The organism is Aeromonas sp. 96A, assembly GCF_051919165.1.
Classification (GTDB): Bacteria; Pseudomonadota; Gammaproteobacteria; order Enterobacterales; family Aeromonadaceae; genus Aeromonas; species Aeromonas veronii.
This window is the reverse complement of the sequence record NZ_JBQBFE010000001.1, coordinates 4565332-4587321: the sequence shown is the minus strand read 5'-3', so window position 1 is coordinate 4587321 and position 21990 is coordinate 4565332. Positions and strand designations below refer to the sequence as shown.

The 21990-nt window shown below is 54.7% G+C and carries 20 protein-coding genes, 3 tRNA genes and 1 pseudogene; 17 read left to right on the top strand and 7 right to left on the bottom strand.

Annotated elements, in window-relative coordinates; genetic code table 11:
- Window positions 1-56: 56 nt before the first annotated feature.
- On the bottom strand, window positions 57-284 hold the full coding sequence (locus tag ACTG2W_RS21305; RefSeq protein ID WP_005337384.1) for a FeoA family protein: 228 nt from the start codon (window positions 282-284) through the stop codon (window positions 57-59).
- 119 nt (window positions 285-403) lie between these two features.
- Here ACTG2W_RS21305 and ACTG2W_RS21300 point away from each other — a divergent pair, with 119 nt between their 5' ends.
- From ACTG2W_RS21300 to ACTG2W_RS21260, 9 genes are all read left to right on the top strand, one after another.
- Entirely contained in the window at window positions 404-733 is a 330-nt protein-coding gene (locus tag ACTG2W_RS21300) for a translation initiation factor (protein ID WP_005337385.1), read from the top strand.
- A 260-nt stretch (window positions 734-993) separates the two neighbouring features.
- Entirely contained in the window at window positions 994-1551 is a 558-nt protein-coding gene (locus ACTG2W_RS21295) for a TMEM165/GDT1 family protein (RefSeq protein ID WP_005337386.1), read from the top strand.
- Between the two features lie 164 nt (window positions 1552-1715).
- Window positions 1716-2654, top strand: coding sequence for a DUF2157 domain-containing protein (locus ACTG2W_RS21290; RefSeq protein WP_106843953.1), 939 nt, complete (start codon window positions 1716-1718; stop codon window positions 2652-2654).
- Window positions 2647-3651, top strand: coding sequence for a DUF4401 domain-containing protein (locus ACTG2W_RS21285; RefSeq protein WP_106843954.1), 1005 nt, complete (start codon window positions 2647-2649; stop codon window positions 3649-3651). The genes ACTG2W_RS21290 and ACTG2W_RS21285 overlap by 8 nt, the downstream gene beginning before the upstream one ends.
- Window positions 3648-4166 (top strand): GDYXXLXY domain-containing protein, encoded by a 519-nt coding sequence (locus ACTG2W_RS21280; RefSeq protein ID WP_106843955.1) that lies wholly within the window; start codon window positions 3648-3650, stop codon window positions 4164-4166. The genes ACTG2W_RS21285 and ACTG2W_RS21280 overlap by 4 nt, the downstream gene beginning before the upstream one ends.
- Before the next feature lie 71 nt (window positions 4167-4237).
- Complete coding sequence (locus ACTG2W_RS21275; protein WP_106843956.1) at window positions 4238-4984, top strand: substrate-binding periplasmic protein; 747 nt, start codon at window positions 4238-4240, stop codon at window positions 4982-4984.
- 130 nt (window positions 4985-5114) lie between these two features.
- Window positions 5115-5861, top strand: a complete 747-nt coding sequence (locus ACTG2W_RS21270; protein ID WP_106843957.1) for a substrate-binding periplasmic protein — start codon at window positions 5115-5117, stop codon at window positions 5859-5861.
- Between the two features lie 137 nt (window positions 5862-5998).
- On the top strand, window positions 5999-6754 hold the full coding sequence (locus tag ACTG2W_RS21265; protein WP_069555682.1) for a substrate-binding periplasmic protein: 756 nt from the start codon (window positions 5999-6001) through the stop codon (window positions 6752-6754).
- A 1512-nt stretch (window positions 6755-8266) separates the two neighbouring features.
- The gene (locus tag ACTG2W_RS21260) at window positions 8267-10441 is read left to right on the top strand and encodes a hypothetical protein (RefSeq protein ID WP_106843958.1); all 2175 of its coding nucleotides are present in this window, start codon (window positions 8267-8269) and stop codon (window positions 10439-10441) included.
- Window positions 10442-11115: 674 nt separating this feature from the next.
- On the opposite strand, the gene cysS is transcribed toward ACTG2W_RS21260, so the two are convergent.
- Complete coding sequence (cysS, locus tag ACTG2W_RS21255) at window positions 11116-12492, bottom strand: cysteine--tRNA ligase (protein ID WP_106843960.1); 1377 nt, start codon at window positions 12490-12492, stop codon at window positions 11116-11118.
- 212 nt (window positions 12493-12704) lie between these two features.
- Between cysS and ACTG2W_RS21250 the strand changes: the two genes are divergently transcribed.
- The 8 genes and pseudogenes from ACTG2W_RS21250 to ACTG2W_RS21215 all read left to right on the top strand — a co-directional run bounded on the left by ACTG2W_RS21250 (window position 12705) and on the right by ACTG2W_RS21215 (window position 18456).
- On the top strand, window positions 12705-13202 hold the full coding sequence (locus ACTG2W_RS21250) for a peptidylprolyl isomerase (protein WP_005337417.1): 498 nt from the start codon (window positions 12705-12707) through the stop codon (window positions 13200-13202).
- Window positions 13192-13989 (top strand): DUF4269 domain-containing protein, encoded by a 798-nt coding sequence (locus ACTG2W_RS21245; RefSeq protein WP_106843961.1) that lies wholly within the window; start codon window positions 13192-13194, stop codon window positions 13987-13989. Before ACTG2W_RS21250 ends, ACTG2W_RS21245 begins: the two co-directional genes overlap by 11 nt.
- Window positions 13986-14717 carry a UDP-2,3-diacylglucosamine diphosphatase gene (gene lpxH / locus ACTG2W_RS21240; protein WP_106843962.1) on the top strand — a complete coding sequence of 244 codons (732 nt, stop codon included), beginning with the start codon at window positions 13986-13988 and terminating at the stop codon, window positions 14715-14717. Before ACTG2W_RS21245 ends, lpxH begins: the two co-directional genes overlap by 4 nt.
- A gap of 256 nt (window positions 14718-14973) precedes the next feature.
- A complete protein-coding gene (locus ACTG2W_RS21235; RefSeq protein WP_019445078.1) occupies window positions 14974-15150 on the top strand; it encodes a DUF3606 domain-containing protein in 177 nt (58 codons plus the stop codon).
- A 272-nt stretch (window positions 15151-15422) separates the two neighbouring features.
- Window positions 15423-16453 (top strand): annotated as a pseudogene (locus ACTG2W_RS21230) (IS630 family transposase).
- 370 nt (window positions 16454-16823) lie between these two features.
- Window positions 16824-17297: a DUF2846 domain-containing protein gene (locus ACTG2W_RS21225; protein ID WP_106843963.1), complete on the top strand. Its 474-nt coding sequence runs from the start codon at window positions 16824-16826 to the stop codon at window positions 17295-17297.
- Window positions 17298-17328: 31 nt separating this feature from the next.
- Window positions 17329-17541 (top strand): EexN family lipoprotein, encoded by a 213-nt coding sequence (locus tag ACTG2W_RS21220; RefSeq protein WP_106843964.1) that lies wholly within the window; start codon window positions 17329-17331, stop codon window positions 17539-17541.
- Between the two features lie 339 nt (window positions 17542-17880).
- Entirely contained in the window at window positions 17881-18456 is a 576-nt protein-coding gene (locus ACTG2W_RS21215; protein ID WP_106843965.1) for a hypothetical protein, read from the top strand.
- Between the two features lie 413 nt (window positions 18457-18869).
- Here the strand turns inward: ACTG2W_RS21215 and ACTG2W_RS21210 are convergent.
- The 5 genes from ACTG2W_RS21210 to uvrC all read right to left on the bottom strand — a co-directional run bounded on the left by ACTG2W_RS21210 (window position 18870) and on the right by uvrC (window position 21971).
- Window positions 18870-18956 (bottom strand) — tRNA-Leu (locus ACTG2W_RS21210).
- Window positions 18957-18997: 41 nt separating this feature from the next.
- Window positions 18998-19071: transfer RNA gene (locus ACTG2W_RS21205), tRNA-Cys, on the bottom strand.
- A gap of 35 nt (window positions 19072-19106) precedes the next feature.
- Window positions 19107-19182, bottom strand: a tRNA-Gly gene (locus tag ACTG2W_RS21200).
- A gap of 181 nt (window positions 19183-19363) precedes the next feature.
- Window positions 19364-19918, bottom strand: coding sequence for a CDP-diacylglycerol--glycerol-3-phosphate 3-phosphatidyltransferase (gene pgsA, locus ACTG2W_RS21195; protein ID WP_031227442.1), 555 nt, complete (start codon window positions 19916-19918; stop codon window positions 19364-19366).
- Between the two features lie 199 nt (window positions 19919-20117).
- Window positions 20118-21971, bottom strand: a complete 1854-nt coding sequence (uvrC, locus tag ACTG2W_RS21190; RefSeq protein ID WP_106843966.1) for an excinuclease ABC subunit UvrC — start codon at window positions 21969-21971, stop codon at window positions 20118-20120.
- Window positions 21972-21990: the final 19 nt, after the last annotated feature.

Genomic DNA, 21990 nt, shown 5'->3' with positions numbered 1-21990 from the left:
TGTCTCTGAACCGCTCCCGGTGACTTTCTTGACCAGAGCGGCAGCCGAGCAGCGGGTTATACCGGCTCGACTTCTATTTGCTGGGCCAGACTCTTTTGCATGGAGAGACAGATCCCCTGGCACTGGATCTGGAGCGGGTCCCCCAGGGGGGCGGAGCGCAGATAGATGACTTCAGTCTGGGGCAACAGGCCCATCACCATCAGTTTGCGGCGCAGCGGCCGGGCGAGCTGATTCATATTCTTGATGCGAGCACTCTGTCCCGGTGACAACTGCGTGAGTACCATGACTGACTCCTGAAGTTAAACAATAATAATTCGCTTTTACTTGGGGCATTATAAGCTGTGTCTTCAACTTTTATTTGAGTAAAATCAAACTCCGCTTAGCTAACCCATAAAGTATTGCCATGAGTCACGACAACAACAGCCGCCTCGTTTACAGCACAGATGGCGGCATGATCAAGGAGCAGAGCGCTCCCCAATCCGCCTCCCCCTTCCCCACCGACGGCACAGTGCGCATTCGCCGCGAGACCAAGGGGCGCAAGGGTGCAGGGGTGATCACCATTCATGGCGTACCCGCCGATCAGCAAAAATCCCTGGCCACCCTGCTCAAGAAAAAGTGCGGCACCGGAGGCGGTATCAAGGAGGGAGTGATCGAGATCCAGGGGGATAAACGGGACCTGATCAAAACCGAGCTGGAGAAAGCCGGTTTCAGCGTCAAGCTGGTGGGTGGCTGATCCCCTTGTCACTCATGCGGTTTTTCCCTAGAATGCCCGCTCCCATCGAGGGGGAGTAGTCTCGCACACCGGTGCCATCCCATTGCATGAATACCGGTTTGCGACCCTGATCAACATACTTGGTGCCAAATCACCATGGTCAGGGTGATCCATGCCAGCCATGGATTTGACAAGACCTTTGACGGGCCAGTGCCAATACCGGGGACGGATGGCGCAGGCTTGTCTTTGGTTTATAACAATTCCGTCCCCCGGTCATTTTTATGGAAGCCTTGTTAACCTCAACCCTCAGCGTCGCTATTGCCGAAATCGGCGATAAAACCCAGCTGTTGGCGTTGCTGCTCATCTGCCGTTTTCGCAAGCCCTGGCCCATCATCGCCGGCATGCTGGCGGCTACCCTGCTCAACCATGCGGGCGCCGCCTGGATTGGTGAGTTCATCAGCCGCTGGCTCGATCCCAAGATAATGACCTGGCTGGTCGCCATCGCCTTTATCGCCATGGCTATCTGGATTTTGGTGCCGGACAAGATGGATGACGAGGAGAGCTCGCTGGATAAATACGGCCCCTTTATGGCCACCTTCGTGCTCTTCTTCATCGCCGAGATTGGTGACAAGACCCAGATCGCCACCGTATTGCTGGCCGCCAAGTATGACTCGCTGGTACAGGTCATTACCGGGACCACCCTCGGCATGATGCTGGCCAACGTGCCGGTGGTGCTGATCGGCAAGCTGGGGGCAGACAAGCTGCCGCTCAAGGGGATCCGCATCGCCTGCGCCATCCTCTTCGTCGGCCTTGGGGTGAGCACTCTGATCTTTGCCTGATCGCCTTTTCCGCTGACCAAGCCCTCCCCTGTGGAGGGCTTTTTTGTTTGCTGCTTTGTCTAGTGCGTAACCCGCTGTCGCAACCACCAGGCACAGAGCCAAGGGGCAGTGCACGGTTGCGGGTGCCTCATGCCATAATGGGGCAAACCTCGTGGAGTCCCCCCATGCACAACGTATCAAGAGAGACGCTTCTCGAATGGGTCAAACAGGGACGGCTGGCGCCAGAGAAGCTGGCGGACGCCCTGACCCTCGCCGATCTTCCTCCCCATCCGGCGCGCTGGCAGTGGCTATTTGACCGGCTGCTGCTCTGGCTCGGCGCCCTCTGTATCGGGGCTGGCCTTATTTTCTTCGTCGCCTTCAACTGGCAAGAGCTGGGCCGGGCCTCCCGCCTCGCCCTGCTGGAGGCGCCGCTGCTCGCCATGCTGCTTCTGCTGTGGCGCAAACCACTGGGGGATACCCCCCGTCAGGCGCTGCTGCTCGCTATCGCCCTCAATATCGGCGCCCTGCTGGCGCTGGTGGGTCAAACCTACCAGACCGGCGCCGATCCCTGGCAGCTGTTCGCCACCTGGGCGCTGATGCTGGTGCCACTGGCGACATTTGGCCAAAGCCCGCTGCTCTGGACCTTGAGCTGGCTGCTCGGCCAGCTGGCGCTGGTGCTCTACTGGCGGCTCGGTTTGTTCACGTTCTTCTTTACCTTCGATGAAGAGGGATTGGGCTGGTGCCTTACCCTGCTCAACGCCGCCCTCTGGGGTCTGCTTCTGCTGGCGCCAAACCGCTGGCGCCTGATGCCAAGCTGGCTGGCGGGCCTTGCTGCCGGTCTGGGGGCCACCCTGCTCACCCTGCTGGCGCTGTTTGATGCCGCCTCTGCGCTGGTGTGGCCGCTCTGGCTTGGCTGGCTCGCCACCGCCTATGCCCTGTGGCACCACAGATTTATCGCCGGACTCGCCATGGGGTGCCTCAGTCTGATTGCCGTCATCCTCGCGGCGCTGGGCAAGTGGATGGAGCCCGACATCAACGGCTTCTTGCTGCTGAGCCTGATTGCCATCGGCCTTTCGGTCACCGCCGCCCGCTGGCTGCAACAACAACGGAGGTCTCATGAGTGATCTGACCCTTTGGCAAGCACTGCAACAGGCCAATCTGGTGGAAGGGGATCAGCCCCGTGATACCCAGCCCCACTGGTCGAGCCGCTTTCTGCTGGGGCTGGTGGGCTGGATTGCCGCCCTGTTCTTGCTCTTTTTCCTGTTTCTCACCTTCGAGCAGCTGACCCGCGAGGCCAACAGTGCCCTGCTGCTCGGGGCCGTGCTGCTGGCGGGGGCCTATGCCCTCAATCGCAGCCAAAGCGGCGATCTCTGGGATCAGTTCGTGCTGGCCCTCACCCTGGCGGCCGATGCCTGGCTGCTCTATGGCCTGCTCGATCAGCTGGACCTTCATCACGCCCTGCTCTGGTTTGGGTTATGCCTGCTCTCCCTTGCCATCGCCGTGCTGTTCGATCACTGGCTGGTGCGGCTGTTTCACAGCGTGGCGGCGGCCCTGCTGCTCACCCTTGGCCTTGCCTGCCTCGGGCTGCAACTGCTGGCCCTGCCGCTGGTGATGGCGGCCATCACCTTCTGCTGGCTGCGGGCAGATAGGGATCCAGAGCGTCACCAGCTCTACCACTCCATCACGCTGGGGCTCGCCCTCTCCCTGCTGGTGCTGGGCCGTCTGCACCAACCGCTGTGGGATGGCGGCAGCAGCGTGCTGGACGAACTGGGGCTTTCCCGCCTGCCGCTCTGGCTCAATCCCCTGATCTGCGCCGCCCTGCTGCTGGCGGTGATGGTGAAACTGAGGCTCCCCCTGCTGTTTGGCCTGCCGCTGGTGCTGATCAGCGCCATCATCCCCGGCATGGGGACAGGCGCACTGGTGCTGATCCTCGGGTTTTATGCCGGCAGTTTAGGGCTGATGACCCTCTCGGCCCTGCTGCTGCTCGGCTATGGCTCGCTCTATTACTACGATCTGGGGCTCACCCTGATGACCAAATCCTGGCTGCTGCTGGGCTCCGGCATCCTGCTGCTGGGTGCCCGCCAGCTGCTCATCACCTTCGCGGCAAGGAGCGACTCATGAAACCCGTCACCCGACAACTCGCCCTGTTGCTGAGCGGCCTCGCCATCCTGGCAGGCATCAATGCCACCGTCTGGCGCTATGAGCACGCCATGAGCAGCGGCGAAGTGGTGCTGCTGCGGCTCGCTCCGGTCGATCCCCGCTCCCTGATGCAGGGGGATTACATGCGGCTGAACTACGAGATTGCCCGCGAGCTGACCAGCCGCGACGCCCGTGCTAATCAAGACAAGGGCAGCGATACCCTGGTGATCCGCCTCGATGCCCATCAGGTAGCCACTCTGGTGGTCGATGGCAAACCGGATCGGCTCGCCAGCGATGAGCGGCTATTGCAGGTACACCAGAGCGAGCGGCAGTGGCAGATCGGCCCCGATGCCTACTTCTTTGAAGAGGGCACGGGGGAGCAGTACGAAGCGGCCCGCTACGGCGAGTTCCGTCTGCAAGCGGATGGCAAGACCCTGCTGGTGGGGCTGAGGGACGAGGCCTACCAGCCCATCGGGCAGATCCGCGCCCGCTGGTAACGGCCGTGAGTGGCTATTTACTCTGTTCATGGTCACACTCAAGGGAAGGTTGATCGCTAAGGATGTTCCCAATGAGGATATGGCTGATCTGTCATCTGTTGCTGCTCTGCTGGGCCTCGACGGCCCGGGCTGATCTGGGCAAGCTCGAGTACCTCACCGAAGAGTACCCCCCCTACAACTTCAGCGATCCGCAAGGCCAGCCCACCGGCCTTGCGGTCGATCTGCTGCAGATGGTCTGGCAACACAGCGGCGTGACACCCCAGCCGGTGCGCATCCTGCCCTGGGCGCGAGGTTATTACTTGCTAACCCAGAAGCCCAACGTGGTGCTCTTCTCCACCGCCCGCACCCAGGCGCGGGAGGATCTCTTCAAGTGGGTCTGCCCCATCGGCTACTCGGAGTACATACTGCTCGGCCGCAAAGCGCAAAACATCACCCTGACCGCCTTCGAACAGATGAGCCAGTACAAGATCAGCGCGGTACGCTCGGACGCCGCCGAGCAGTTGCTGCTCAACAACGGCATGGATGACAACAACATCATCCCGGCCAACCGCCTGTCGCAGGGGTTGAAGATGCTGCTCTCCGGCCGCGCCGACCTGCTCGCCACCAGCAAGCTGGCGGGATATGACGCCATCCGCGAATTGAAGCTCAATAGCGACGACTTCAACGTGGCCATGGTGCTGAGCGCCGAGCAGCTCTGCTACGCCTTCAGCCGTCAGGTGCCTGACAGCGAGATCACCCTCTTTCAGCAGGGCCTGACCCGCGCCCTCGCCTCGGAGGAGTTTCGCAAATTGCAGGCCAAATACCTGCCGGTGCGCTGAGTACTCACTCACCCGATGGGCTGCGGTTCGCTGCCCATTTTATTGATGAAAGATGCAATAGAGGTGGCTAGCTATTCCCGCCGCAAGCAGTCAAACTGGGCTACATAGTTGATTGCGAAGGATCTTTCCCGTGCGGACATGGCACCTACCTCATCTGCTACTGCTCTTGTGGGCCACCTTCGCGCAGGCCGATCCGGGCAAACTCGAGTATCTGAGCGAAATCTCTCCCCCGTTTAATTTCAGCGACCAGCAAGGGATGCCGACCGGATTGTCGGTAGAGCTGATGCAGCTTATCTGGAAAGCCCGCGGCGTGTCGCCCCAGCCCATCCGCATTCTGCCCTGGGCCCGGGGCTACACCCTGCTGCAACAAAAACCCAATGTGGTGCTGTTTGCCACCGCCCGCACCCCGCAGCGGGAGGCACTCTTCAAGTGGGCCTGCCCCATCGATCACTCGGAGTTTGTGCTGCTGGGGCGCAAGGCGGACAACATCACCCTCGGCTCGGAGGCCGAGATCAGCCGCTACAAGGTCGGCGTGGTGCGCTCTACCGTCTCCAAACAGCTGCTGCTCGAACGCGGTATCGATGAGCACCAGCTGATGCTGGCCAACCGCCTCACCCAAGCGGCCAAAATGCTCACCTCAGGTCGCGCCGATCTCTTTGCGACCAACAAGTTGGCGGGCTATCAAACCCTGCAGCAGCTCGGCTTCAAACCGGATGACTTTCATGTCGCCTTCGTGCTGGATGCCAGACCGCTCTGCTACGCCTTCAGCCGTCAGGTGCCCGACAGCGAGGTCGCCCTCTTTCAGCAAGCGCTGACCCAGGTCGTCTCCTCGGCGGATTACTCGGCCCTGCAAGCCAAATACCTGCCGCTGCGCTAACGCCCCGATCGTCGCCGACATGGGCGCAAGATGGCGGCGTACGCCCGCGCTTTTTGCCAAACATGCTCCGTCGCCTTGGCGAAATCGGCCAGCTTGGTCACACTTGAGCAGATATTCCCTTGATCAGGATGGCAAAAATGAAACCATGGATTGGATTAGCCGGGGCGCTGCTGGCCACCCTCGCACAGGCGAGTCCTGAGCTCGGCAAACTGCACTACATCACCGAAGAGTACAAACCCTACAACTACGCCGATGCCAGCGGCGCCCCCACCGGCCTCGCGGTCGAGCTGCTGCAACTGGTATGGAAAAAGACCAATACACCGGCGCAGCCCATCACCATCATGCCCTGGGCGCGTGGTTACTACCTGCTGACCCAAAAACCCAATGCGGTGCTCTTCTCCACCGCCCGCACCCAGGCGCGGGATCCCCTGTTCAAGTGGGCCTGCCCCATCGGGTATGCCGAGATCGTGCTGGTGGGGCTGGCCGATCGCAATATCACCATCACCAAGCTCGACGATGCCAAGACGTTCAATATCGGGGCGGTGCGAGCCGATGTGGGGGAGCAACTGCTGCTCAACAACGGCTTTGACGAAACCAAACTGATGGCCGCCAACCGGCTGGCACAGGCGCTGAAGATGCTCACCTCAGGCCGGGTCGATCTGGTCTCCACCAACAAGACCACCATGGAGCAGCTGATCGTCGAACAAAAACTCGATCCCGCCCGCTTCAAGGAGCAGTGGGTACTGAGCTCGGAGCAGTTCTGCTTCGCCTTCAGCCATCCGGTGAGCGACGAGCTGGTCAAGGAGTTCCAGACCGGCTTGACCCAGGTGCTGGCGAGCAGTGAATACCCGTTGCTGCACAGCAAATACTTCCCAACCCCCGCCGCCAAATAGCGGCGCGGCGTCGAACGCCAACAACAAGGGGCCCATCGCGGGCCCCTTCGCTTTTTTCCGCTTGCGCTCTCCTTCTTTACCGTTTGCGCTTCACTCTTTTTTTACCGTTTGCACTCCTCTCGCGGCGTCACCCCACCGCCCTGCCAGCTCCAAGCCCCGACAACCAACAACTAATCACTAATTAATAAAAGTTTGTGCCAGCGCAAAAAATCACTCTTTTCTGATAGTTAGCTCATCAAAACCATAGATAAGACCACTCTGGCTCCGTAATATGGCGATGGGCGTCTGTTGACCCCTTTTCCGAGATCAATGGTCAACGGCGCAATGTGGCAGCGACAGTCAGGGGCGGTAGCCACTTTAGCGGAAACCAGCCGGTCTCCCGCGCCTGCGCCAAGGTAACCGTCCCCTCTCCCCTTGCGGGAGAGGGCTAGGGTGAGGGGTCACTAGCCTGATGGGCATGACTTCGTCATGCAGGACACGAGGACTCCGTCCTCGACGGGGTTTCGCCGCCGCTGCGCGGCTTGGCGAGTGACTTTTCTTTGCGTGGCCAAAGAAAAGTCACCAAAAGAAAGGCCACCCCCACTTGTTCGCCCTCCTGCGTCGGGTTCCCTCGGTTCAGGCAAAAGGTCTGGCGGAACGACGCAGACGGTACATCCCTGTACCGCCTGCGTCTGCGCCGTCGTCCATGACGGCGCTCCTGACCTTGTACCCTCACCTCGGCGAACAACAGGGGGCAACAGCCAACCCGCAGCACCGAGGCCGGTTAACAGGCGTAGGGTGTAATAAGCGCAGCGCATTGCACCACGGTAACCGTCCCCTCTCCCCCTGCGGGAGAGGGTTAGGGTGAGGGGTCGCCAAACCCGTTGGCATGACTTCGCCAGCAGGCTCGGTAGGGTCGATTAGCGAAGCGTAATCGTCCGTGCTAACCGCACCCCTTGCAGGTGAAGCCAATGGCGCAATCCGCCAAGCCTGACGCTGCAAGCAAACCCGCGTCGAATAGAGGTGCAATTCACTTCGTTCATTGCACCCTACGGTATGGGACAAACGGGATCACCTCGGCGAACAACAGGGGGCAACAGCCAACCCGCAGCACCGAGGCCGATTAACAGGCGTAGGGTGCAACAAGCGCAGCGCATTGCACCGCGCTAACATTCCCCACCCTGTTCAGGGCAAAGATCGGGCGGGTTGTTAGCTCAAAGTCAGCCCCTCGCCCACCCCATGGCGAGATCAGATTGTCGCACCTATGCAACAAGTGCCATCGAAATAGTTGTATAAGTGAAAAAATCATGGCGGGTATAGCTGCAAGCGGTAGATATCCCAATCGGGCAAGGGTTGTATATCGAAAGCCCGATAGTGAGTATTTCAACGTGATAACTCCTTATTTCTCGAACGTCCGATTACGCTTCGCTAATCGAACCTACGGCCCTAATCTAACCTACAGACTAAAACTATTTTTTAGTGAATCTGTAGCCCACAGCATTAATTATCTTTATATTCATGAGAAGGTATAACATGATACTTGATATTGAATTGGAAAATTGTTATGGAATCAGCAAATTAAAAAAGATTTTTAACCTCACCAAAAGTGATAATTGCTGTGGAGTTAACTCTCTATATGCACCAAATGGCACATTAAAAACCTCTCTAACAAAAACCTTCAAAGATATTGAAAAAAATGAAAATACTAGAGACATCATTTTTCCTGACCGCCAAACGATTAGAAAAGTTAAGATAAATGGCACTGACATTTCCGCTGAACAAATACTGACAATAGATTCATATAACGAAAGTTATAGCTCTCAACAACTATCAGCTTTACTTGTCAATAACGAACTGAAAAAACAATACGACACAGCCTTAAAAGAGGTAGATGACAAACAGGAATCACTAATAAAAGCCCTATCGAAATGCTCAGGGAAAGCAGCTAAAGGGGTGCCTGAAATAATTTGTGAAGCATTTGCAAGACATGAGAAGAAGTTACTAGAACTACTGGTTGAACTACATAGTGAAAAACATGAAAACCTAGAGCGTTTCAGCGAACTTAAATACAACGACCTATTCAATCCAAAAGTCGTTGAACTTATTTCATCTGGTGATTTAAACAAAGAACTAACGGAGTACGTTGAAACATACGAAAAACTAATCAGCGAATCTACAATTTTATCAAAGACATTTAATCATCAAAGAGCTGGTGATGTATCTAAAAATTTAAATGAATCAGGTTTTTTTACTGCTGCGCACAGTATAAATATTTCAGTAAAAGGAGAGAAACGTGAGGTTACCTCACAAGAGGAATTAAATAATTTACTGCTTCATGAACAAGAACAAATTTTACAAAACCCAACCCTCAAAGAAAAATTTAATAAATTCGATAGTAAACTAAAGACAAAAGACACTCAAATATTTCGTGACTATATCTCAGAACATCAGGATTTGCTCCCGGACTATAAAAATATATCCCAACTTAAGAAAAAGGTTATCCTGAGCTATTTACAATCACAACATCAACCTTGGAGTGATTTAGTAGAGACTTACAAACAAAATCAAGAGCTAATAAAGGATATTATCAAGCAAGCTCAAGATCAAAAAACAACATGGGAAAATGTTGTCGATACTTTTAATAAACGGTTTGATGTGCCATTTAAACTTAGTATTGAAAACCAAGATGATGTCATTCTAAACAAAGCAACACCCACAATTAAATTTCAATTCGATGATGGCCGTGATACTTCTGGAAAGATAAATCAAAGCAGCCTAATATCAGCTTTAAGTCAAGGAGAAAAACGAGCATTATACATCCTAAATGTTTTGTTTGAACTGGAAGTCAGAAAGAATACCGCCCAACCTATTCTAATTATTATTGACGATATTGCAGACTCTTTTGACTATAAAAATAAATATGCAATTGTTGAGTATCTACGCGACTTATCAAAGTCTACTTTTTTCCACTTACTTTTACTTACCCATAACTTTGACTTCCATAGGATAATTAGCAGTCGTTTAAATGCGAAGCGACAAAATAGGCTGATGGCTGTAAAATCATCTACTGGGATAGAAATTATTCAAGAACGATATCAAAAAGATGTCTTTTCAACATGGAAACAAAACTTAAACACTGACGAAAAATACCTACTTGCAAGTATCCCATTCGCTAGAAACATTGCTGATTATTGTGGCATAGAACAACATTTCACGAAACTAACTTCATTACTACATCTAAAAGATGATAGTGCAACCATAACAAAAAATGATTTGCAAATAATTTACAGAAACATTTTCAATGACTTGCCTAACTTAGTACTACCAAATAGTCATGAGTTCATAATAGATAAAATTCTACAGCAGAGTGATGCTTTGGTAATTGCAAACCACGAAACACCTGAACTTGAGTGTAAGGTTATTTTAGCTATGGCTATCAGACTTAAAGCCGAAGAGTTCATGATTGATAAGATAGCCGATAAGAAGTTTGTAAATTCAATCACCTCTAACCAAACTCGTGAGCTTTTTGACAAATATACGGAAAAATTTTCAACAGAACTAGAGAGTATAGCTCTGCTTGATCAAGTAAACTTAATGACTCCAGAAAACATCCACCTTAACTCTTTTATGTATGAACCAATTTTAGATATGTCTGCCAGTCGTCTTTACACTCTATACAATGATATTAAAGGTCTATTGAATATCTAGATTTCTATCTAGCGTTAAAAACCGCAGCCTTGAGCTGCGGTTTTCATTTCTATTTTCAAAACACTCTTTGGCCCCAATTAGAGAATATTTAGCCAACCCCTTGCACTGCTCTCCCCTTTCAGCGGAAAAGGCGGTCAACATGCACGCTAAAGCCACGGGCGGGCACGGTATTGGTTCCCCCTGCAAACCGCCGAGTCGAGTTCAACGGGTCAGGAGCGCCATCAGGGATGATGGCGCAGCCGCAGTCGGCACAGGGATGTGCCGTCTGCGGCGCTCCGTCCGACCCGTTGGACGAGACGAGGGAACCCGCAAAGCGGGCGGTTTGCCGGGGGAAAAGACTTTTGGTGACTTTTGGTCTTTCAAAAGTCACTCGCCCCAGCCCGAAGGGCGGGCGAAACACCTTCGAGGGCAAGGCCCTCGCGTCCTGCATGGCGAAGCCATGCCATTAAGGCGTTGGAGGGCATTCAGCTGAGGAATGACGTTAGCCCCCCTCACCCTAGCCCTCTCCCGCAAGGGGAGAGGGGATCAGAGCGCAGGCCACCGAGGCTTAAGCAGATCGCAGAGGCTTAAGAGGTGTCGAGGGAAGAGACACAAACAAAAACCGCAGCCCAAGGGCTGCGGTTTTTTTATTGGCTTAACCTGTTGGCACCAGACGCCAACAAGGCCAACCGGCCTTAGGCACGGCGCCAGCTGGTCTTGCCGGCGCTGTCTTCCAGCACTATGCCCATCTCGGTGAGACGGTTGCGGGCGGCATCGGCGGCGGCCCAGTTCTTGTCGGCACGGGCCTGATTGCGCTCGGCGATCAGGCGCTCGATTTCGGCAACCTCTTCGTCCGCTTCGTCACCCTTCAAGAAAGCCTCGGGGTCTTGCTGCAGGATACCGAGCACGGCGCCCAGCTCGCGCAGACGGGCGCCCAGCGCGGCGGCAACGGCCATATCTTCACCCTTCTGGCGGTTGATCTCGCGCACCAGATCGAACAGGGCGGAGTAGGCTTCCGGGGTGTTGAAGTCGTCGTCCATCGCCTCTTTGAAGCGCGCCACCTGCTCGTCGCCACCGGCAGCAGCGGCCGCCGGCAGATCGCGCAGGGCGGTGTACATGCGCTCCAGCGCGGCGCGGGCTTGCTTGAGGTTATCTTCCGAGTAGTTGAGCTGGCTGCGGTAGTGGCCAGACATCAGGAAGTAACGGACGGTTTCGGCGTCGTAGTGAGCCAGCACATCGCGGATGGTGAAGAAGTTGCCAAGGGACTTGGACATCTTCTCTTTATCCACCATCACCATGCCGCTGTGCATCCAGGTGTTGACGTAGTCGCCACCGTGGGCGCAGCAGGACTGGGCGATCTCGTTCTCGTGGTGCGGGAACTGCAGATCGGAGCCGCCGCCGTGGATGTCGAAGTGGTTGCCAAGGTGCTTGGAGTTCATGGCGGAGCACTCAATGTGCCAGCCAGGACGGCCCGGGCCCCAGGGGCTTTCCCAGGTCGGCTCGCCGGGCTTGGACATCTTCCACAGCACGAAGTCCAAGGGGTTGCGCTTGGCATCGACCACGTCAACGCGGGCACCGGCTTGCAGTTGCTCCAGATCCTGGCCGGAGAGCTTGCCGTAGTCGGCATAGGATTCGACGATAAACATCACGTCGCCGTTATCCGCCACGTAGGCGTGCTCTTTTTCCAGCAGGGATTGCACCAGCTCGATGATCTCTTCGATGTGCTGGGTGGCGCGCGGTTCGATATCCGGGCGCACCATGCCAAGGGCGTCGAAATCGGCGTGCATGTCGCCAATCAGACGCTCGGTCAGCTCGTCGCAGGTCACTTGGGTCTCGGCGGCACGTTTGATGATCTTGTCATCCACGTCGGTGATGTTGCGCACGTAGGTGAGGTCGTAACCTGCGTAACGCAGATAGCGAGCCACCACATCAAAGGCGACGAAGGTGCGGCCGTGGCCGATATGACAGTGATCGTAGATGGTGACACCACACACATACATGCCCACCTTGCCCGGGTGGATAGGTTTGAATTCTTCTTTTTGACGAGTGAGTGTGTTGTATATCTTCAGCATCTTCTAACCACTGCCTGTGAGTAAAATGGTTGGTCATAATACCCCGTTCAGGGGCAGAAAACGAGGCAGAAAAGAGGGCCAATCCCGCCTGCCAGCACGGTTACGGCGCCAGAGAGACTATGCCGCCAGCCCTTGATGGGCTAGAATTGCCACCACTTTATGCCATACACCTGCGGGCACTTCGTCGTCCGCATCAAATGAAAGGACATATCATGGTCACTCTGCACACCAATCACGGCGACATCACCCTCACCCTGAACGCTGAAAAAGCCCCGGAAACCGTGGCCAACTTCCTGCAATACTGCCGTGACGGTCACTACGACAACACCATTTTCCACCGCGTCATCGACGGCTTCATGATCCAGGGCGGCGGCTATGCCCCGGGCTTTGAAGAGAAAGACACTCGCGCTCCCATCAAGAACGAAGCGGCCAATGGTCTGTCCAACAAGATCGGCACCATCGCCATGGCCCGCACCATGGAGCCGCACTCTGCCAGCGCCCAGTTCTTCATCAACGTGAACAACAACGACTTCCTCGACTTCAAATCCGCCACTACTCAGGGCTTTGGCTACTGCGTATTCGGTGAAGTGACTGCCGGCATGGACGTGGTCAACAAGATCAAGGGCGTCAAGACCGGTAACTACGGCCGCATCCATCAGGACGTGCCGGTAGAAGACGTGGTGATCACCAAGGTGACCCTTGCTGACTGATCTCTGCCGACTCGGCACTGACAAAACTGCGGCCCCGGCCGCAGTTTTTCCATCTGCCTCCTCCACTGCCAGTCCGAACTGGCGCCGCCTCGACTATCTGGCCCACGGCAACCCGCGCCAGCGCTCGGCCCATGCCCTGCTCACCGCCGGTGTGTGGGATGAGCTGGCCACGCAGTGCGCCGATATGGCGCTGGTGAGCACGCTGGCCATCGGGCTTGATCGGCCGGGCAGCGATCTCGATATTCTCTGCCAGCATGCTGATCCGGCGGCGTTTGCCGCTACTTTTGCAGAGCAAGGCTGGCAGGCGAGCCACAAGGGCGACAATATCTGGCTGCTGGAGCGTACTTTTTCCTGCCTCGACCAGCACTGTGCTGATAGCGGTTCTGACAAGAGCGATGCCAGCTGGCCGCTGGAGCTCTATGTCACCCCTGCCCCCATCGAGACGCTGAATGGCTGGCGCCACCTCACCCTGATGGCCGCGTTGCTCGAGCGGTTTGGTGATGCCTTCTACCGCGAAGTGCTGCACCTACGCCTTGAAAATGGATTGAAAGGGGAAGCGGCCATGTGTCGGTTGCTGGGTCTGGCGGGCGATCCTTATGCCGCCCTGCTGACGCTGGAGGGGCGCAATCTGGCCGAGCTGGCATGGCAGCCGCCCTCCCGTGACGATATCCATACCTCAACTGGCGCGATGGCGCCCGCAGCGCACTGTTCGTCCCCTGTTGTTTGTACTATCTCTGCCACCCCTGTTTGCCCTGTTTCGACCGAGAGCCCGACCCCCACATCATGAGCACCCTCTTTATCAGTGACATTCACCTCTCTGCCCAGCGGCCCGATATGACCGCGGCACTGGTGCGCTTTCTCGAGCACGACGCCCCCGGCGCCGATGCCCTCTATGTGCTGGGGGATCTCTTCGAATTCTGGATTGGCGACGATGACCCCAATCCGCTCCATCAACAGATGGCCGATGCCTTTTTGGCCCTGAGCCAGCAGAACGTGCCCATCTACTTTATCCACGGCAACCGCGACTTTCTGCTGGGCCAGCAGTTTGCCAAGCGCGCGGGGATGACATTGCTGGGTGACCCTTGCGTGATCGACCTCTATGGGGAGCGGGTAGTGCTGAGCCACGGCGATCTGCTCTGCACCCTGGATGAGGGGTATCAGAAGTTTCGCCGCATCACCCAGCTCAAGTGGCTGCGCTGGCTCTTTTTGCGGCTGCCGCTCGCCCGCCGTCAGGCCATCGCCTGCAAGATGCGCGGCCAAAGCCAGATGGAAAATGCCCACAAGAGCCAGATCATCATGGATGTAACGCCCGCGGCGGTGGACGACACCCTGCGCGCCCACGACTGCCGGATGATGATCCATGGCCACACCCACAGACCCGCCATCCACGACTTCACCCTCGATGGCCAGCCCGCCCGCCGCATTGTGCTGGGAGACTGGTTCGAGCAAGGCTCGGTGCTAATCTGCCGCCCCGGCAAGCAGCGGCTGGAAATGCGGGCGCTGGCAGAGGCTTGATAGCCCGCCAGTCCGGTTGACCACCAAGCGCCGGCCCCCCATCACTCCCCATCGTTCGCGCCGTCCGGTTCACCGCTCATCAGGCGCGAACGAATAAGTGGTGATCGCTCACAGATCAGCAAAGCAAACCTGCACTCCTCCTTCAGGACACAAGGTTGTGTGAACCCCGTCACCTTGCCCCTTGCCAATTGAGAGGATGATGGCGCTCAGGCAGAAATGTCTTTCTCGCCAGCTATTTCAACAAGTTGAGGTTTGTATGCCTGACAGCAATGCGGTCGCTCACCCGTTCGATGCCAAGAAGATCAATGTCAACGATCCCTATGAGATGAAGCAGTGGATCAAAATGTTCGAGTGCACCGAGGTCCAGCTGAAACGGGCGGTCAAGGCAGTCGGCACCTCAGGCAAGGCGATCCGAAAACACCTCAAAAAGTGAGGGCACAACCCCGTCACAGACCCGGCCCCGCTCGCGGGGCTTTTCTCTTTCTGACATCTATTTAACAGCATCTATTTCCGACAAAGCGCCCAGTACGCTGGCGAAAGAAGTTGTGGTTTGAAATCACCACCATTTCGGCAAAAACAAAAAAAGGCCACTATTTCTAAATAGCTGTTCCGAATAGTAGATCACAGGAGGAAGGGAACTCTGTCCAGTTTGTGCGATCTCATTAGTCGCCAAACAAAACAAGCCACACCCAAAGGACTGAGTTGATGCCTATCCTACCACCCCTGCCACGACCACAACGGCGCCGTATTCACAAAATCATCCATGCCACCCGTGATAAATGGCATGCTCGTCGCTTGATGGCCATCTTGCTGTTACATGAAGGCCGCACGATGACTGATGTTCATCACATTACCGGCGCTGCTCGCTCGACCATCGGCCGTTGGCTTCGGTGGTATCGGGATGAAGGCGTGGGCGCCTTGGAAGCCTTACCGGCTGGCCGTGCCCCGGTCCTACCTGTCGCCAAGATTGTCACCTTACTGGTGCTGCTCATGCCGTTTTCTCCGCAAGATTTTGGTTATCAGCGCAGCCGTTGGTGTTCTGAGCTATTGGCCATCAAAATCAATCGGTTAACAGGCCTCAATATGGCAGCCTCCACGCTCCGCCGATGGTTACCTCGTATGGGCATTGTCTGGCGAAGGCCCGTGCCGACCTTGCGGATAAAAGACCCGGCTTATCAGGAAAAAATGGCGAATATCGACGCGGCACTGGCCCGCTGTGATGCCGATAATCCGGTGTTTTATGAGGATGAAGTCGATATAGACCTTAATCCCAAATTAGGGGCCGACTGGATGTTCAGAGCGCAGCAAAAGCGGGTTGTCATACCGGGACAGAACGCCAAACATTACCTGGCAGGCGTTCTCCATGCAGGCAACGGAAGAGTACTTTAGTCTGTGGGATAAAGAAAAACTCATCCTTGTTTATCGCCATGCTGGAAAAGCTGCGTCGCCACTACCGGCGAGCCAAAACCATCACGCAGCTCCTCGATAACTACATCATTCACAAAAGCAAACAGACCGAGCGATGGTTGAAGAAGAACCCCAAGTTCTGCTTGGTGTTCCAGCCAGTTTACAGTCCTTGGGTGAATCACATAGAACGGTTGTGGCACAAGTTACATGAAACCATCACACGCAATCATCAATGCAGAGGAATGGTCAGCCTGCTGGCCCGAGTGAAACACTTCATGGATACCGTGTCTCCTTTCCCCGGGAATGGCTATGGCACAGCGAAGGTGTAGCACTATTGGGATCAGTTAATTAGTTTATGTCTGAGAGTTCGGACTTTAAAGCCCATCTGACAAAGCACAAGAGCCTCAATCTCTCTATCTTTTGCCAGCGATATATCTTGACAAACAGATAATGTGACAAAAATCACATTACCCCCACATTAAAACATGGACACATAAGCAATTGATATAGCTTAGTATTTTCTCATTAATTGGTGCAAGACAATTAACCGGCGAATAGTTATAAAAAAATCTTCAAAGACCCTATTGAAAACGTCGCTGCGCTCACAGACAATTCTTTAGCAAAAGAAACATCAGTATCAGATGTTCAATAAAATAATAATCAAAAACATCAATAAACTTTCAGCACAATGGGTAAAAAATGCGTAATACGTTTGTAATGATCTTCTTGGCGCTCTGCGCCATGATGCTTGGTGGCTGTTCCTCAGTGCCAACCGTCACCGATGATGCTGTCGTCAATGAAGCCAAAAGCTTCTCACCTCCTGCCGAGGGCAAGGCTCACGTTTATATCTACCGTCACGGCTGGCTTGCTCGCAATAGCAATATGGATCTTTTTATCGATAAAAAATTTCTAGGTGAATCAGAAAATAAACACTTCTATCTTCTGAAACTTGATGCAGGTAAAAACTATACATTTGAAACTGAAAGTGAATTTTCAAACAATAGCATTTCCCTAAATACCGAATCAGGCAAAACATATTACATCTACCACTATATTCGTATGGGACTTCTCTTTAGTCAGTCTGATTTTGAGCTTGTGACAGACCCTTACGACATTGAGGATGCTCAAATTCTGATCAAGAAGTCTAAAATGTCATTACCACATACTTTATAACTTCTCGTAAAACCATTTGTATTTTGATGTCATGATTTTTTATTGTTTTTATTTGAGGGGAATAAAAATTAATAAGTTACTGTTAGTATTTCCATTTACTATGTTACATACTGCTTGTGGACCGACCTCAGTTGAGAATTTTATGAAAGATCCGAAATTACTGAATGAAACACTGCAAGAGTGCACTTTGAAAATTGCACAGGGTAAAGACGCCAATTCAGAGGAATGTAAAAATGCAATCTAAGCCCAGCAGAGAATGGCTACTAACTTGATGAAAAACATGTTGGGTCAGTAGTTTTCGTTACCCACACGGAATTATTTTAAATTAAGAACTTTTTTCTTCCCTAATAACGCCACCTGTTACGATATAAACTGAGAGCCTTATCTAATAAGGTGGCAAAATTCAATTATTAAAGTTCGCCTAATTGGCGCAATTACAATGATGCATTATCTCAACCCAGTTGAGGAACTGCACAGAATGAGATTGAACGCGATAAACCACTGAGCCTGAGAGTAAACCCATCCGGTGGACGGATGAGTATCAACACTCCATATAAACCTATTATCTTAATGAGGTGTCACCTTGACCCATAAAACCCTGCAGTTCTCTGCACTCTGCTGTGCGGTCAGTCTCATTGCCTCACCGGCTATTGCCGCAAATACGGGCTTCAAAACCCTGACAATCGGCCTGCCCATAACCACACTCCAAGTAGTCAACGATGGTTTGATACGCTATGACTGGCGCAGTGACATTGATGAAGACTTTCGCGGTAAACCAAAGGCGGGCGAGGGATTCTTAGGACGGCCAACTACGGGGGAGTATTACTATGCTGTCTACCAACACAAAGTGTTCTCCTTCGGCGGTACAATGGCATCGTACCAAGACGACTCCGTTGCTTCTGTCAAACAGGCCAAGGCAGACTTCGAGAAATTAGTAAGTCAGGCAACCAATACCTTAAAAGTCAAGCCGGTGATCGTTCGCACAATAAAGGATAAGTCGGTGCCATTTTTTGAATGTGTAAGCGACAGCATGTGCGGTGATTACAGCGCAACCTATACCATCGGTAGCAATGAGGTCTCGATCAATTTGATGCAAGACCGTGATGCTGAGGACGGTGGCCGCCAGCTAAACGCGGGAATGCGCCAGATCCTTGAGTAAAAGCCTCTTCCTTAAAGTGTTTCTGATTTAACCGTTAACCAGCCGAGGCTAATGGGCGGCACGGTCTGAGAGTAGTAACCAAAGCGAAAACAGAGACAGTAGAGCAGGACGGCACCTCTCAAACCACCAGTAAGAGAACATTGAGCACAACACTGCGCTTCAATGGCCATGAATACCCGGTTGGAGAATGGAATAACTTACCGAGCAAGGAGTGGTGGAAGTAATCGGCCATACCCTACCCCACGCGGTAAATTCCTCGGCTATGTACAGACCCTATAAAAGCCTGCCTTCAGCAGGCTTTGTTGTTATGCAACTGTGGACTCGACACAATCGCTGTCGCCACTCTGTCGCCATTTTGCCAAAAACAAAAAGGCCACTATTTCTAGTGGCCTTTCATAACTCTTTGATTTTAATGGTGCCCGAGGCCGGAATCGAACCGGCACGACGCGAACGTCGAGGGATTTTAAATCCCTTGTGTCTACCGATTTCACCACTCGGGCACCGCAATCGGTATCAAGCTCGCGTGGCGGGCTTGTCAATATGGAGGCACGTTCCGGAGTCGAACCGGACTAAACGGATTTGCAATCCGCTGCATAACCGCTTTGCTAACGCGCCATGCAAAAGAGAGTTGGCTCTCGATTGTCTGAATTTGGAGCGGGAAACGAGACTCGAACTCGCGACCCCGACCTTGGCAAGGTCGTGCTCTACCAACTGAGCTATTCCCGCATCGGTCTGGCTGACTGCCTGACTACGAGGACGCATTCTAGCGATGTTCCTCGCCCAGTCAACCAGAAATATTTAATTACCTGATCGTTCGGGCATTTTTTGCCCTTTTTGAACAGTTTTAGCGCCTTTGCTCATTTCCTGTCTCAAATCAGCGGAAACCTCACCTTGCGGCGCAAGTGACTCACAGGTTGGCGTGGTGGGTCAAATCGCCCCAGGCCGCCTTCATGTACTGGAACATCGACCAGAAAGTGAGCACGGTGGCGACATAGAGCATCACATAGGCGAGCCACACCATCCAGACGTTGTATTGCCAAATCAGACCGGTGAGTGACACCATCTGGATCATGGTCTTCCACTTGCCAATCCAGCTGACCGCCACCGAGGAGCGTTTGCCGAGCTCGGCCATCCACTCACGCAGGGCGGAGATGATGATCTCGCGGCCAATCATGGTCATGGCGGGGATGGTCACCCAAATGGTGTTGTAGTGTTCAACGATGACCACCAGTGCGGCGGCAACCATGATCTTGTCGGCAACCGGGTCAAGGAAGGCGCCAAAGGCGGTGGACTGATTGAGCTTGCGAGCCAGATAGCCATCAAACCAGTCGGTGGCAGCGGCCAGAATAAAGATGATGGCGGCAGCCAGATAGGACCATTGATAAGGCAGATAGAACAGGATGACGAAGACGGGAATGAGCAAAATCCGGAAAAACGTCAACAGGTTAGGTATGTTTGTCATTATTTTCAGCCACTTCTTGTACGTCGCTACATAGTGCGCCAAAGCCGATTTGCGATGCAACCGCACTGGCGCCCGTCTTGGTCTTTTTAATCCATCAATCTTCTCAAAATGCGAGGGCCATTATGGCATTTACGGCCCCCTCGCGTCACGGCTCTTGTGCATCAAGGAGTTAGCGATTTTGCCATACCGCTAACCCTGCTCAGGCGCTGTGCAAGCCATCGTGGATGATCTGGGCCAGCTCCTGACTGATGCCGGGTACCTTGGCCAGTTCATCCACGCTCGCCTTTTTGACCTCCTGCAGGCCGCCCAGATATTTGAGCAGCGCCTGCCGCCGCTTTGGCCCCACCCCCGGAATATCCTCCAGACTGCTGCTGGTGCGGGCCTTGGCCCGTCTGGCCCGGTGCCCGGTAATGGCAAAACGGTGGGATTCATCGCGAATATGCTGAATAAGGTGCAAAGCGGGCATATCTGCCGGCAAATGCAACTCTTCGTGGCTCTCCCCCATGATGAGCGTTTCCAACCCCGCCTTGCGGGTGACCCCCTTGGCAATCCCCACCAGCAGCGGATATTTGCCGCCGAGGAACTCCAACTGACGGGCCAGGATCTCTTCGGCGCGGCGCAACTGACCGAGGCCGCCATCGATAAACAGCACATCCGGCACCTTGTCCGGCTCCTGCTGCTTGCCAAAGCGGCGCTCCAGCGCCTGCTCCATGGCCGCGTAGTCATCACCGCCAGTGATACCGTCGATATTAAAACGACGATATTCCGATGAGAGCGGCCCCTCCCGGTTGAACACCACGCAAGAGGCCACGGTGCGCTCCCCCATGGTGTGGGAGATATCGAAACACTCCATGCGGGCGATGGGGCGCTCCAGCTCCAGCAGCTCTTCCAGCTGGTCGTAGCGGGCGGTGATGGTGCTCTTGTGAGCCAGCCGCGATCGCAGCGCCGTCTCGGCGTTGATGGAGGCAAGCTTGATAAAGCGGGCCCGTTCGGCGCGGGTTCGGCTCACCACCCGCACCTTGTAGCCTGCGGTCTGGCTCAGGGTCTCGGCGATGACGTTTTCGTCCTCAAGGGCCACATCGAGCAGCACCTCACTCGGGATCTGCCGCCCCCCCTGCCCCGACAGATAGAACTGCAGCAGGAAGGATTGCACCACCTCGTCGAGCGGGGTGTCAGCCGGCACTTTCGGGAAGTAGCTGCGCGAGCCGAGCACCTTTCCCTGACGGATAAAGAGCACGTGGATGCAGGCAGCGCCTTGCTCGAAGGCGACCCCCACCACATCCAGCTCGTCCAGCACGTTGCCGCTCACCGACTGCTGCTCGGTGACCCGGCGCAGCGCCAGGATCTGATCCCGATAGCGGGCTGCCTCTTCAAAGCGCAGATCGCCGCTGGCGGACTCCATCTTGCCCACCAGTTCGCCAATCACCTGCTGGTTCTTGCCCGCCAGAAACAGCTTGGCCAACTCCACCTGCTGGGCATATTCGGCCTCGCTCACCAGTCCGGGTACGCAAGGGCCGGCGCAGCGCTTGAGCTGATAGAGCAGGCAGGGACGGGTGCGGTTGGCATAGACCGCATCCTCGCACTGACGCACCGGAAATATCTTCTGCATCAGGTGCAAGCTCTCGCGCACCGCTCCGCCAGAGGGGTATGGGCCGAAGTACTCTCCTTTTATCTTGCGGGCACCGCGATGCACGCCGATGCGTGGATGCTGGTGCGCTGTGATGATGATCCAGGGGTAGGATTTGTCGTCCCGCAGCAGCACATTGTAACGGGGTTGGTACTGCTTGATCAGGTTGTGCTCGAGGATCAGCGCCTCGGTCTCGGTGTGGGTGACGGTGACCTGGATATCGGCGATCTGGCGCACCAGGGTGCGGGTCTTGATGCTGTCGACGTTGGTGCGAAAGTAGGAGGCGAGCCGCTTTTTCAGATCCTTGGCCTTGCCCACGTAGATCACGGTGCCACCGCTGTCATACATGCGGTAGACGCCACTTTGATGGGTGACGGCGCTCAGAAACGCCTTGCTGTCGAAGAGAGGTTCGGGAGAGAAGGTCATCAGCTACTCGGCTCACACA